We start from the raw sequence: 12,814 nt of genomic DNA, 5'->3' as shown, positions 1-12,814 counted from the left end.
AGGCCCGCCGCTATCGGCTGCTTGAAACGGGATTGGGCGACCGGCATGTGCAGATCGCCAACGACGATCAGCTCGCGGCAGGCTTTTCGGCCAATCCGAGCTCAGACATCAGCTTCGAGAGATCAGTCTTGTTCTGCAGGATATCCTCGAGCAGCCGCTCCAGCTCTTCTGACCGATCCGCTTTGCTCATGAGGTCACGAAGCTGGTTGCGGGCATCGAGAAGCGCCTTCAAGGCCGGCACTTGATCGACGATGGAACCAGGTTCGAAATCCTGCATGCTTTCGAATTTCAGCGAGACGGGAAGCTGTGAGCCGTCGCCTTCCAGTGTATTTTCGACCGAAATGTTGAGGCCCGGCGTCATGCGGCGCATGACATCGTCGAAATTGTCGCGATCGATCTGAACGAACTTGCGCTCGCCGAACGGTTTCAGCGGTTGGGTCGGATTGCCTGAGAAATCGCCGAGCACGCCCACGACAAAGGGCAATTCCTTGACGACCATGGCGCCTTCTGTCTCCACCTCATACTTGATGTGGACCCTCGGCTTGCGCACTCGCTCGAGCTTTTCGTGAACACTCGCCATAAAACTTCTCCTTCAATGCCAGCGGCAAATTCGCTTTTCACATGTGGCGCAACTCGGCTTTGGAAAGGGCTGGTTGCAAAACTTCAGGCTGCAGCTTGTGTTTTTTACCCACTTTTGTTCGATTTCGGCTGAATGCCCGCTGCCGTCAGAACGGCATTGCGGACCTGCTGCTCGGGCAGCAATTCGGCCAATAGTTCTGTGAAATCCATGCGGCCGCGCCTGACCATCGTCTCGATCGCCATGGAAATCGGGGAGTGCGGTTCGCTGCGGCGGAAGTAGCGCGCGACGGCAAGCAACAGCTCGAACGCCTCCTCGCGCGAGCCGATCTGTTCCGCATTCAAGGGCCGCAGGCGGCTTTGCGTCTGCTCGCCCGAGCCTTCCTGCTTTTGTGGCTCGGCCTGGGCTTCGGTCGCCGAGGATTCGATGCCTGTAAGAGCGCGAAGGGCCACGGCCGCCTCTTGCAGGACGTTGTGGGTATTGGAGCTCGGCGGCGCCATCGGCCCGCAGCGCTCGTTCAGAACAGACACCAGCCGCTCAAAGGCTGCAAGGCAGCCATTGACCATGTTGAGATGCGAACTCATGGCGGCCGTGCCGGCCTCAAGGGCGGCTTGGCTCAGTTCGTCACGCCGCTTCACCTCGTTAGGACGCTGCGACAGCTGGAAATCCCAGAGCGAAAACTGGCCGAATTTCTTTGCCGGAATGAGCGGCGACAGCCTGATTGCCTGAATGATGGTTCCTTCGCCGCCGACACCATTGAGACCCGAGAGTGGGGCGAGGCGTTCATCGACATCATCAGCCCCGACGGAATGAAATTTCTCCCAATGCTTGTCCAAAAGCGACGCGATGGCCAGGTAGACATCCCTTAACCCCTCGAAGCCGCGCAGACGTAACTCCGCCTCAGCCAACCATGCTAATACTTCGAGGTCCTTACTTTTTGAAGAAATAATCTGCAATCCAAGATTGCTAACATCTAACCAGAGAGGTGAAAGACTAATATTTTCACCTGGTGATATACCTCGCTCCGCAGCGCGAGCCTGGTTTCTTGCATCCTTTATTCTATAGTATATTTCAACCATGGAAGTATTTGTTCGGATATCTTCTCCGCACGGAGCGTTTTCTTCAAATGGAATTTCGATGTCGCAAATGTTCAACAGGGGATTGGCTCCAATTTATGAACTACATCGCTTGAAGGCGTGATAGTTAGGATGATCTATTCCTTTGTCAACCATGTCTATTCTGTAACGGGTTTGTGACAATATCGAATTTCGAAGTTGCAAATTTTTTTTGCTTTCCTTCTGGACGCTCGCAGATAACCGCCCTAGTTGTTGCCGCGGTATGGAGGGTGTACTCGATCCAAAACCAGAGGAGGAAATTTCAAAGTGTCGAATATCGACCTCAACCGTCTGATCAGAACGCTTGAGCCTGCTTTACGCGTCGGTCTCGAGGCTGCAGCGTCGCGTGCAGCCCGCGGTCGGCATGCAAATGTCGATGTCGCACATTGGATAGCCGCGTTGCTGGATGTGTCGGAAGTTTGCTCCTTCTTTGAAGAACTTAGCGTGTCATCCGAGGTGCTCCGCACAGAGCTCGATAGCGCCATTGGCGAGCTGCCGGTGGGCGATGGCTCTGCGCTGGTGCTCTCCCAAAATCTGCTGTCGCTGATGCGTGAGGCCTGGCTCGTCGCCTCGCTTCAATGCGGCCGCACCGGCATCGTGCTGGCGGATCTTCTGACGGCGCTCACCGATGACCAATCGTTGCGGATCATGGCGCGTGGCATGGCTCCCTCGTTGCGCAGCCTCGATCGCAATGCGCTCGAAAAGCGGTTGAATTCGGCAACTCCCCGCGAAGCGGCTTCGGGCCTGCAGGATTCCGAGGCCGTCTCCAGCGCCGGTGAGAATGAGTTTCTGCGCCTTTACACTCGCGACATGACGGCGGATGCAAAGCTTGGACGCATCGATCCGGTCATTGGACGTGACCGCGAACTGCGCCAGGTCATCGACATTCTGATGCGTCGTCGTCAGAACAATCCGATCCTGGTCGGCGAGGCCGGCGTCGGCAAGACGGCCGTCGCCGAGGCGCTTGCGCTGGAGATTGCTGCCGGCCGCGTGCCGGACATGTTGAAGCCGGTGCGAATACTCCTCCTCGATCTCAGCCTGTTACAGGCGGGTGCCGGTGTGAAAGGCGAGTTCGAGCGGCGTCTGCACGGCGTGGTAGCGGCGGTGCGAACCTCCGCGCAGCCGATTATCCTGTTCATCGACGAGGCGCATGGCCTGATCGGTGCCGGTGGCCAGGCCGGACACGGCGATGCCGCAAACATATTGAAGCCGGCGCTTGCGCGCGGCGAACTGAGAACGATCGCGGCAACGACCTGGAGTGAATACAAGCGCTATATCGAGAAGGACGCTGCACTGACGCGGCGCTTCCAGGTCGTTCAGGTGCTGGAGCCCGACGAGGAAACTGCGATACGCATGTTGCGCGGTGTCGTCGGTAGCTTCAAGAAACATCACAGGGTACGCATTCGCGACGAGGCATTGGCAGCCGCCGTTCGCCTTTCGGCCCGCTATATCCCGGCACGGCAGCTCCCGGATAAGGCGATCGGCCTGATCGATACTGCCGCCGCCGCCGTGTCTCTTGCCCGGCAGACTGTGCCGGAGGCATTGAAAGGATTGCACAACGAGCGGGAAATGCTTTCAGCTGAAGCTGAAGCGCTTTCTGCGGAGCCGCCAACACCGGAACTTGCCGCGCGCCTAGCAATCATCGAGAACGAAAAGTGCGAAGTACTAACCGAAATAGGGCGTCTGCAGGCCAAGTTCGATGCCGAAATCCGTCTCTCGAAAGAGGCTGACCGAATTGAAGCATCTTTAGGTGACGGCGGCACGCAGCAAGCCGATGAGGGGGGGCACGCGCGAGCCGACAATGTCGCGCTGTTTCCCCCGGGCGGCTCCTCCGAGGCCGCCCGCGCGGCATTGGCGCAAGCCGAGCGCAACCTTGCCGACGTTGCTGGAGAGACGCCTTTGGTTCCTCGCGTCGTCGACAAGGACGTGATCGCCGGCATCGTCGCGCGCTGGACCGGTATTCCGGTCGGCAAGCTGCTGTCGGATCAGGTGGAAACTGTCAAGACGCTCGACACAAGGCTCAAAGAGCGTATTTTGGGCCAGGATGCCGCGATCGCGCGAATTTCAGCCGCCATGCGGTCTGCTCGCGCCGGCCTTTCCGATCCGCGCCGCCCACCTGCCGTCTTCCTGCTTATCGGCATGTCGGGAACCGGTAAAACCGAGACAGCGCTTTCTCTTGCGGATCTTCTCTATGGCGGTAGCCAATATCTGACGACCATCAACATGTCCGAGTTCAAGGAGGAGCATAAGGTTTCCCTGCTGCTCGGATCTCCGCCCGGCTATGTCGGCTATGGCGAGGGTGGCGTCTTGACCGAGGCAGTCCGCCGCCGCCCCTACGGCGTCCTGCTGCTGGACGAGATCGATAAGGCGCATCCCGGCGTTCAGGAAGTATTCTACCAGGTCTTCGACAAGGGAACGCTGCGCGACGGCGAAGGCCGCGACATCGACTTCAAAAACACGACCATCGTCATGACCGCCAATACTGGCTCCGAGCTGCTGGCGGCGCTGGCGGCCGATCCGGAGACGGTGCCCGAGGGCGAAGCGCTGGAAGCATTGCTGCTTCCCGAATTGCATAAGCACTTCAAGCCCGCCTTCATCGGCCGCACGACCGTTTTGCCGTTCATGCCGCTGAACGGCGAGACGCTGAGCGGTATCGTCGATATCCAGATCGGCCGTATACGTGACCGCGTCGTAGCCTCATATGGGACAACTATTTCGCTCGCTTCGGAGGCCCGCGAAGCATTGGTCGGCCGCGCCAAGGCGAGCGAAATGGGCGCGCGCGCCATCGAAGCCATGATCGGGCGCGATCTTCTGCCCGAATTGTCGACCTTCTTCCTCAACGCTGTCGCCGAGGGACGCAAGGTCGCCGGCATTACTATTAGTTTTCACGATCACCGGTTCCTCATCGCTGAGAGGCCGGTGGACGGCAATGAATTCTCCGGCCTCAACCAACATGGCACGGCGAATGAAGCAGCCCCGGACGAACACAACGCCCGGATGCGGCATTAGACGGAAAGGTAAACCGCCTTGCAGCGACAAGGCGAATTCAATCCCAACAGGAGAGTTGAGAGCATGCCGATTTATCTGCAAATCGACGGAATTCAGGGCGACGCCACTCACGAGCAGCACAAGAAGTGGATGGACATTGAAGTCATCCACTGGAACGTCTCGCGCAACATGAAGACGTCGGCCGGTTCCGCAGCGAACCGCGAAGCTTCCGAGCCTACCGTTTCGGAAGTCATCCTGACGAAGGTCAGCGATTCCTCGTCGACCAAGCTGTTCCAGGAAGCATGCTCGGGCCGCACCGGCAAGCAGGCGGTCATCCACCTGGTTACGACCGGCAATCCGGGCGATACCTATATCGAATACACGCTCACCAACACGCTGATCGCGAGCTATTCGGTCGACTCTAACGGCGACCGTCCGGTCGAGACGATCAAGCTCAACTTCACCAAGATGGAAGTGAAGTACACGCCTTACGACGACTCGCAAGCGCCGCAGTCGCCGATGATCGCCTCTTACGATCTGGCAACGACCAAGGCTGCCTGAGGATAACACTGTTTTCCGGCGCGTTGCAGTTAGGCGCGCCGGAACCGTGTTCGATGCCAGATCGCCGCTGTGGCGGCTATCTGCACGTTTTCTACAACGTTTCTCATCGAGGTCGCCATGGTAGATTTTTCCGTTTCGTCACCGGCGCTGCAAATGGAGCCGGTGAAGCAGACCGACCTTCCGCCGATGCGGCGCGCAGGGCGCGGTCCTTCCTATGATTACTTCTTGTGGCCGAGCGGCCCGCGCGAATTAGCCGCTCGCAACCAGGCCGCGGGCGCTTTCGCATCTGGTCTCCAATCAGTTATGGAAAAAGCGAATGAGATGTCGTTGACGCACTGGCTAAAGGTGTGGCTGCGAAACAACGAGCCCCACATCATCCGGGAGATGGACATCAATCATCATTCGGTCTTCGTGGCTCAGTTCAACTATACGGTAACTGATGGCCAGGTCCGGACGTATATGGTCCGAGGTGCCTATTTGCTAGGTACGGTCGTTTCGCGCGCCGACATTGGCAAGATCCTGACGCCGGAAGTGCTCTATGGTCCCAGCATACGCGAAACGGTGCCGAATGGTACCTTGTACCAGATCGCCTATCTCGTCGGCGGCCGCAGTCAGGCGGTCGGCAGCACCGGCAAGACTGGCTCGACAAGTTCACTGGTAGGATAAGGCGCCGATGAACGACCAGCCTTCGGCCAATGATTTCATCCAGGCGACCCGAAATCTTCGGGTCGTCTCGCCGCTTGGCACGGATCAGCTCCTGCCGGAGCGAGTGACAATCACCGAAGGTGTGTCTTCGCTCTTCGACATCCGGCTTTCCGTGCGCGCCAAGCGCGAAGTCATCAAGCCGGAGGAGCTGATCGGTCGCCTGGTCGATATTTCATTGGAGGTTCAGCAGGCCGAGGACGGGAACGACGGCGTTCGCCGCCCCTTCAACGCTCTTGTAACCTCCCTTCAGGAAGGCCCTCCGATCACGCGCGGCCTGCGCTCCTATTCGATGGTGCTGAAGCCGCAAATGTGGCTTTTGTCGCAGCGGTCGGACTGCCGCATATGGATGGACAAGACCAGCATCGATATCGTCGAGACGCTCTTTTCCGAACACGGGATTCCCGCTCCAGATGTTTCCGGCGTCGTGACGGCGCCTCCGCCGCAGCACTATTCGGTGCAATGGAACGAAACGGATCTGGACTATCTTACTCGCCGCTTCGAGGAAGATGGGCTTTTCTACTGGTTTTCCCATGAGGAAGGCAGCCATCGGCTGCACCTTGCCGACGGCGCCAATTCCTGGGCGGGGCCGTCTCCCTCCGCCCAGGGTGAGGGCAGGGTACGTCTTGCCCAGGGCTCGACGGACCGCAACCATATCAACGAATGGATGAAGCACTACGCCTACATCCCCGGGCAGCGGGCCGGCGCCGACTGGAATTTTGAGACGCCACAGATGGTGCCGGGCACGACCACGCCTTCGCTGGTACAGATGCCGGGAGCGATGAAACGCGAACTCTATGAATACCCAGCCCGCATCTCATCCGTCGCGGAGGCGGAAAGGGCGCAGAAGCTGCGCATGCAGGCAAGTGAAGCCGACCACAATCGCGTCGTCGGCCAATCGACATCGCGTATCCTTGAGGCCGGCCGCCGTTTCACGCCTTACGAAATAGCTCATCCTGACCATGTCTACGAAGAGCACGTCATCGTGCGTGCGACCCATTCCGCGGTCGATCCATCCTACGAAACCAACACCGATCAGCCGGAATACTCCAACGAATTCGAGGCTATGCCATCGCGCGTGCCGATGACGCCGCATCGCAGCACCGAGCGGCCACGCATTCGCGGCACGCAGGTCGCAATCGTCGCTGGGCCCCCAGGAGAGGAAATCCATCCCGACCAGTATGGCCGCATCAAGCTCTGGTATCCCTGGGATCGCCGCGCCAAGAAGGATGGGTCGGATACGTGCTGGGTGCGTGTCGCCCAAAGCTGGGCCGGTGGCACCTGGGGCGGCCAGGTCATCCCCCGCATCGGCATGGAAGTCATGGTCGCCTTCATCGACGGCGACCCGGATCGTCCATTGGTAACAGGCGTGGTGCCGAACCCAAGCAATGGCGTGCCCTACGACCTACCCGGCAACAAGACCCGCATGGTCATGCGCTCCAATACCCATAAGGGTACAGGTTTCAACGAAATGACCTTCGAAGACGATGCTGGCCGCGAAAACATGTTCTTCCACGCGCAGAAGGACCAGACGACGCGCATCCGCAACGACCGCACCAAACGCGTCGACCGCCACGAGGTCGCCTCCATCGGCGGTAACCGCGCCGTGGAGGTGAGCGGCAACCAGAAGCATGAGATTGGTGGGTCGGTAAATACTGTCGTTGGCGGCACGGGGCCGATGGCGATGGCGCTGATGGGGACGGTGCAGGGGCTTTCGGGACAGACGGCCGGATTGCTCTCCCAGGCAGGCCAGATCGCCGGCGGAGGCGGCGAGGGGCTTGCCGCGTTCGCGGGCACGATCGCATCTTCAGCCCTCGGTTTCCTTGGATTGGGGGGACTTGGCAGCCGCGAAGGCGTGGTCTCCGGGCCAAATCCGAGAGCAGACGCCGGAACGAACCTTTCCGGTTCTGGCAGCGGCCTGGGCGAGGCGGCTGGCGGCCTTTTTCCTCTTCCCGGCATCATGAACACGGTTGTCGGGTCGTTCAAATCAGACACTATCGGCATCGCAAGAGCAGAACAGATCGGTGTAAGCAAGGTCACGCATGTCGGCCAAACCTCCCTCGAAAAGGTCGGAAAGTTCAAGAAAGTGATCGTGGGCGACGAGTTCGTCATCGAATGCGGCGCCTCTAAATTCATCATGCGCCAGGACGGCACCGTTATCATTCTGGGGACACATTTCAACTTCACCGCATCCGGGCCGACGCAGATCAACGGCAAGGTCGTCGATCTCAACAAGCCGGGAGGCGGCTTTGCCGAGGCTTCGCCGACATCGTCAGACACGACGGCGCAGGGCTGAGGCGCCATGTCGGTTGACAATCGCACACCGTTTGCGGCGCTTGCCTTCCGGCAATACAACCTCGCGGGCGATTTGCTGGGGGTCGTTGTCGCCAGAGGGACGTTCAAGCTCGCGAACGGCGGTCCGCTTGTCGTGGCTGACATCCAGCAACCGTTGGTCATGTCGGATGTCTATGACGGCAATCCGCACGAGACGCCTCAGATGGCTTGCACGGATCTGGCGCCATTCAAACCGGGTACGGATGTAACCTTTATCGGCGCTGCCTTTGCGCCTGATGGTATCGCGGCGCCATCCTGGACCTGCGGTCTGAGAGTTGGACCTGTTCAAAAGCGGCTGCGCGTTCATGGGCCGCGTGTCTGGCGGGCGAAGACCCGCAAGACGTGGCGCGGACTAATCGACAGGGAAAAAGAAGACGCGCTTGACGGTTGGGAGCTGACCACTGGAAAGCCGGCGACCTACGTGCCCATCGACTGGCGATTTGCCTTCGGTGGCAGGATCGAGAGCGGCGAGGTATTCGAACGGAACCCGCTCGGGATCGGGCTTGTCGGTCAGGACCAGTTCCGTGAAAGACCGGAATGGCCGGCACCGCAGATCGAGGATGCGGACGAACCAGTCCGCTCTGTCGGCGACAGGCCGGCGCCTGCAGGTCTTGGTCCGCTTTCGCCATTCTGGGAGGATCGGATACGGAAAGCCGGGACCTACGACGACGCTTGGCTGAACGAAAGGCATCCGCTCCTTCCCCGCGACTTCGATTTCTCCTTCTGGCAAGCAGCGCATCCGGACCTGGTGGCAAACCCTTGGCTGCAGGGAGATGAAACCTTCGAGCTGAATCACCTACTGCCGGGGTTAGGAATGCTCCACGGCTGCCTCCCTGGCGTTCGTCTTCAGATCGAAATTGATCGGGGTATAGGCCCAGCGCAGGGCCTCATGGTGCTCGACGGCGTTCATTTCGACATGCGGCCCGGTGTGGGGCGCGTTTTCCTGACCTGGCGGGCTGGCTTTCCTTGGCCGGAGCGCCGTGGATTGCCGCGCCTTGATTTTGCAAGTTCCACTCTGGGAGTGGCTTAATGGGCGAGAGGCAATTTCCCGACCCGATCTATGACGGGGATTTCGCTGCTCATTACGGGCTCCCTGCAGACACCAAAATCATCGGTCCGCCGATGTCTGGCACGTTGCTTACTAAGACGCCGGATGGCAGCAATCCCTTGCTCAAATATGATGGACCTTGGCCGCCTCCCAAGAAGGAGGCTACCAAGGCGGCGGAGCAACCACGTCCCACTGCTGCCGATCCCGCCCCGCCCGAGCTCATTCCTGACGATAGCAAGGCAATCGCCGTCTGCCTGTCGCCGGACGTATGCAAATCACCGGATAAGCCGGTTCCCTACATGTCTTGGGGCAAAGCCTCGGATGATCTGAATTATTCGCTAGACGTTCGTTCGAATGGTATGGCTATCAAGCGCCAGGACTCGAAGTTTTCACGCTGCTACGGCGATGAACCCGGCGTGGGATTGGGATGCAAATCCGGCACGGTTGGTGATGTCGTCGAGCCGGTTACATCCTCGACAATAGTGCGAGCAAACGGTGTTTGGGTTCAACGCCACAATGATCGTTGCACATTGAATAACGGCAATACCGACGGTGAATATGTCTATGTTCAGTCGACCGATGCAAATAAGGCACCCGACGGCAAGGACAAGGACGACCGGGCTTGGTACGAAAAGGCTTGGGATTGGACTGGCGAGAAGTTTCATGACGCCGGGCAGGCCATTCATGAGTTTGATGAGAGTCACGGTCGCGTCATAACACGCGGCATGGGCGGGCTGCAGGCCATAGGTGGTGCTGCGGAGAGTGTCGCGGGCGCCGGTCTAGCCGGTGTCGGCGGCGCGGCGTCTGCTACCGGCGTCGGAGCCGCGCCGGGTGTTCCTGCCATGATTGGAGGGGCCGCACTCGCGGTCAACGGCTACGACAATTTCTCAACCGGCCTAAAGCAGCTGTGGACGGGGGAAACTCAAACAACTGCGATCGCCCAGGCCGCCGGGCAAATAACAACTGCACTTGGAGGATCGCCTCAGACAGCGCAGACCGTTGAGAATGTCGTCGGAATGACCCAGGCTGTTGGCGGCGGTGCAGGTACAATTGCCGTCGGGATCGGCAAGGCTGGGACGATCGCTAAGACGGCCAAAGTCGGCGATGGCATTGTCGAAGAAGGAGCCAATGTCGGGAGGGCGGTTGAAAACGGCGGGGAAGGCGCACGCAGCACTCGCCTTAGTCGGTGGGTGAGAAAAGATGTCAATGGTCGAAGAGTCTATCAACGCGATGACTTAATTGATCCGAACAGGGTTGATGATTTGGGCAGGACTAATAAGCAACGTATGGAAAAAGGGCTCGCACCCCTTGGCGATGATGGAAAAGAAATTAACCTGCATCATCTAACTCAAGATGAGCCGGGTGCGATGGCTGAAGTGAAGAGTACTTTTCATTCTGAGAATGATCGCGTACTACATATGTATTCAAATCAATATGATAAGATGTATCGGGATAGTGCTGGCAATTGGCACAGATACAGTAGTGCACCGCCATCTATGGACAGAGGCCCCTTCAATCAATGGAAGTCCGATTACTGGCGGACGAGAGCAAAGGATTTTTAGGAGCGCGGAATGACAGCGATAACTGATTTTGAAAGTGCACTTGCGACCGTACAAGCCAATCCGTCGAGTTCTGATTTTTTCGGTCCGGCACCGGACGATAATGTCGACGCGGCAGAACAGATGCTGGGCGTTCGAATTCCTCCTAGCTATCGCAGGTTTCTTACGACGTTGGGCGTTGGTTCTTTTGAAGATGCCGAATTCTATGGGATCGTTGCGAACAAGATACCGGGCAGTTCGGTCCCTAGTATGATTTGGCGGACTTTGGAGGATCGCAAACTTGCCGGCTACCCCAAGACCCATATCACGATCATGAGCAGTGGTTACGGTCCCATTTTCTGTCTGGATGGTTCTGTCGTGAGCTCGGAAGACGAGTACCCTGTCGTTGAATGGACTCCGGCCACCAGCGTCGCAAATCCGGGTGAACGCCTGGCAGATAGTTTTGGCACGTTCTTCTTGGACGAGGTTAGTAAGCGGATCTAGCGCTGAAATTTGAGGTTGTTGATTTGCGTGGTAATTTGACCAAGCTTTTCGCGTCGCGTTGACCCGACCAGAAATTCGAAGCCCGACCTTTTCAAGGCGTTAAATTCATCCAGACGGATCAGCGTAAAATCACCGTTAGGGTCAAAACCTCGCAAAATTAACAGCGATGGCTTGCACGGTGTCTTGCGGCAGCGATTCTCGGACCTTGCAAACCCTGTGCCTGGGATTGCTCCGATGGGGCTTATTCTGGCTGAGAGTCTCAGCGTCATTCAAGAAATTCCGGACTGTCCTCCGGAATGCAAGGCGCTTGCTGCTTCCCTGGCCACAGCCCAGGTTGGCTCCAAGACCAGCTTTGCGGCACCGGGAAGAACGAGGGAGCGGCCATTGCCAAGCGGTGCCGCCGAAGTCGTGCTCAAACGAGGACATTATTGTGATGATGACCTGCCACTGAGAATTTCCTCCAGAATGAATTAGAGTCCGGCCATTGAGGACGGACGAATGAAGAAGCAGAGATTTACAGAAGAGCAGATCATTGCGGTACTGAAGGAGCAGGAGGCAGGCGCAAAGGCCGCTGATCTTTGCCGCAAGCACGGGATTTCAGAAGCAACGTTTTACAATTGGAAAGCCAAATATGGTGGGATGGAAGTCTCCGAGGCGAAGCGTCTGAAGGCGCTTGAAGACGAGAATGCCAGGCTAAAGAAACTGCTGGCTGAGCAGATGCTGGATGCAGCCGCACTTCGCGAGCTTCTTTCAAAAAAATGGTAGGGCCTGCCGCCAAGCGTGACGCCGTTGCGCATCTGAAGGCCGTGATGGGTCTCTCGGAGCGACGGGCCTGCCAGATCATATCTGCCGACCGCACGACGATCCGTTATCGGTCAAGTCGACCGCCGGAGATAGAATTGCGGGCGAAACTGCGTGACCTCGCCAATGAGCGTCGGCGTTTCGGATACCGACGGCTGTTCATCCTGCTTCGTCGGGATGGAGAAGCGTCCGGGGTCAATCGCATCTACCGGCTCTATCGCGAGGAAGGTCTTTCGGTTCGCAAGCGGAAAGCACGGCGGCGTGCGGTCGGCACGCGTGCGCCGATCCTGGTTGAAGCGAAGGCCAATGCCCGCTCCCTCTCGGCGTTGTAAGCAACGCCTGCCGGGCAAGGGGATCGCTGGATTTCGTCCATGATCAGTTTGCCTGCGGCAGACGCTTCCGCGTTCTCAACATTGTCGATGATGTGACGCGCGAATGCCTGGCGGCAATCCCGGACACATCTATCTCCGGTCGACGTGTTGCTCGAGAACTGACGACGCTGATTGAACGACGCTGTAAGCCAAAAATGATTGTCTCCGACAACGGCACCGAACTCACGTCGAATGCCATCCTCGCCTGGTCGAAAGATCACAAGGTCGAATGGCACTACATCGCGCCAGGAAAGCCGATGCAGAATGGCTATGTC

Annotated in this window: 10 protein-coding genes and 1 pseudogene; 8 read left to right on the top strand and 3 right to left on the bottom strand. The window is 58.4% G+C overall.

Features of this window, described 5'->3' with window-relative positions; genetic code table 11:
* Window positions 1-67 precede the first annotated feature (67 nt).
* Together tssB and tssA are read right to left on the bottom strand one after the other, a co-directional pair.
* Window positions 68-580, bottom strand: a complete 513-nt coding sequence (tssB, locus tag GA0061102_RS28015; protein ID WP_092855323.1) for a type VI secretion system contractile sheath small subunit — start codon at window positions 578-580, stop codon at window positions 68-70.
* A 104-nt stretch (window positions 581-684) separates the two neighbouring features.
* Complete coding sequence (gene tssA / locus GA0061102_RS28010; RefSeq protein WP_092855321.1) at window positions 685-1,731, bottom strand: type VI secretion system protein TssA; 1,047 nt, start codon at window positions 1,729-1,731, stop codon at window positions 685-687.
* A 228-nt stretch (window positions 1,732-1,959) separates the two neighbouring features.
* Between tssA and tssH the strand changes: the two genes are divergently transcribed.
* The 7 genes from tssH to GA0061102_RS27975 all read left to right on the top strand — a co-directional run bounded on the left by tssH (window position 1,960) and on the right by GA0061102_RS27975 (window position 11,367).
* Window positions 1,960-4,701 (top strand): type VI secretion system ATPase TssH, encoded by a 2,742-nt coding sequence (gene tssH / locus GA0061102_RS28005; protein ID WP_092855319.1) that lies wholly within the window; start codon window positions 1,960-1,962, stop codon window positions 4,699-4,701.
* Between the two features lie 63 nt (window positions 4,702-4,764).
* Window positions 4,765-5,241 (top strand): Hcp family type VI secretion system effector, encoded by a 477-nt coding sequence (locus tag GA0061102_RS28000; RefSeq protein WP_034477906.1) that lies wholly within the window; start codon window positions 4,765-4,767, stop codon window positions 5,239-5,241.
* Between the two features lie 117 nt (window positions 5,242-5,358).
* Window positions 5,359-5,907 (top strand): hypothetical protein, encoded by a 549-nt coding sequence (locus tag GA0061102_RS27995; RefSeq protein ID WP_092855317.1) that lies wholly within the window; start codon window positions 5,359-5,361, stop codon window positions 5,905-5,907.
* A gap of 7 nt (window positions 5,908-5,914) precedes the next feature.
* Window positions 5,915-8,239: a type VI secretion system tip protein TssI/VgrG gene (gene tssI, locus GA0061102_RS27990; protein ID WP_092855315.1), complete on the top strand. Its 2,325-nt coding sequence runs from the start codon at window positions 5,915-5,917 to the stop codon at window positions 8,237-8,239.
* A 6-nt stretch (window positions 8,240-8,245) separates the two neighbouring features.
* Window positions 8,246-9,307, top strand: coding sequence for a DUF2169 family type VI secretion system accessory protein (locus GA0061102_RS27985; RefSeq protein ID WP_092855313.1), 1,062 nt, complete (start codon window positions 8,246-8,248; stop codon window positions 9,305-9,307).
* Window positions 9,307-10,887: a PAAR-like domain-containing protein gene (locus GA0061102_RS27980; RefSeq protein ID WP_092855311.1), complete on the top strand. Its 1,581-nt coding sequence runs from the start codon at window positions 9,307-9,309 to the stop codon at window positions 10,885-10,887. The genes GA0061102_RS27985 and GA0061102_RS27980 overlap by 1 nt, the downstream gene beginning before the upstream one ends.
* A gap of 9 nt (window positions 10,888-10,896) precedes the next feature.
* Window positions 10,897-11,367 (top strand): SMI1/KNR4 family protein, encoded by a 471-nt coding sequence (locus GA0061102_RS27975; protein WP_092855309.1) that lies wholly within the window; start codon window positions 10,897-10,899, stop codon window positions 11,365-11,367.
* Here the strand turns inward: GA0061102_RS27975 and GA0061102_RS32735 are convergent.
* Entirely contained in the window at window positions 11,364-11,636 is a 273-nt protein-coding gene (locus tag GA0061102_RS32735) for a hypothetical protein (protein ID WP_139115114.1), read from the bottom strand. The genes GA0061102_RS27975 and GA0061102_RS32735 overlap by 4 nt on opposite strands.
* A 229-nt stretch (window positions 11,637-11,865) precedes the next feature.
* Here GA0061102_RS32735 and GA0061102_RS27965 point away from each other — a divergent pair.
* Window positions 11,866-12,814 (top strand): annotated as a pseudogene (locus GA0061102_RS27965) (IS3 family transposase); the annotation flags it as partial.

This window comes from Martinezella miluonensis (genome assembly GCF_900094545.1).
In the GTDB taxonomy this organism is placed as follows: Bacteria; Pseudomonadota; Alphaproteobacteria; order Rhizobiales; family Rhizobiaceae; genus Rhizobium; species Rhizobium miluonense.
The sequence above is the reverse complement of the archived record's forward strand: the minus strand, read 5'-3'. Positions and strand labels throughout refer to the sequence as shown.

Bases quoted from the DNA above. Each gene is read 5' to 3' on its own strand.
- tssB (WP_092855323.1), bottom strand. From the start codon at position 580: ATGGCGAGTGTTCACGAAAAGCTCGAGCGAGTGCGCAAGCCGAGGGTC.
- GA0061102_RS28000 (WP_034477906.1), top strand. From the start codon at position 4,765: ATGCCGATTTATCTGCAAATCGACGGAATTCAGGGCGACGCCACTCAC.
- GA0061102_RS27995 (WP_092855317.1), top strand. From the start codon at position 5,359: ATGGTAGATTTTTCCGTTTCGTCACCGGCGCTGCAAATGGAGCCGGTG.
- tssI (WP_092855315.1), top strand. From the start codon at position 5,915: ATGAACGACCAGCCTTCGGCCAATGATTTCATCCAGGCGACCCGAAAT.
- GA0061102_RS27985 (WP_092855313.1), top strand. From the start codon at position 8,246: ATGTCGGTTGACAATCGCACACCGTTTGCGGCGCTTGCCTTCCGGCAA.
- GA0061102_RS27980 (WP_092855311.1), top strand. From the start codon at position 9,307: ATGGGCGAGAGGCAATTTCCCGACCCGATCTATGACGGGGATTTCGCT.
- GA0061102_RS27975 (WP_092855309.1), top strand. From the start codon at position 10,897: ATGACAGCGATAACTGATTTTGAAAGTGCACTTGCGACCGTACAAGCC.
- GA0061102_RS32735 (WP_139115114.1), bottom strand. From the start codon at position 11,636: ATGACGCTGAGACTCTCAGCCAGAATAAGCCCCATCGGAGCAATCCCA.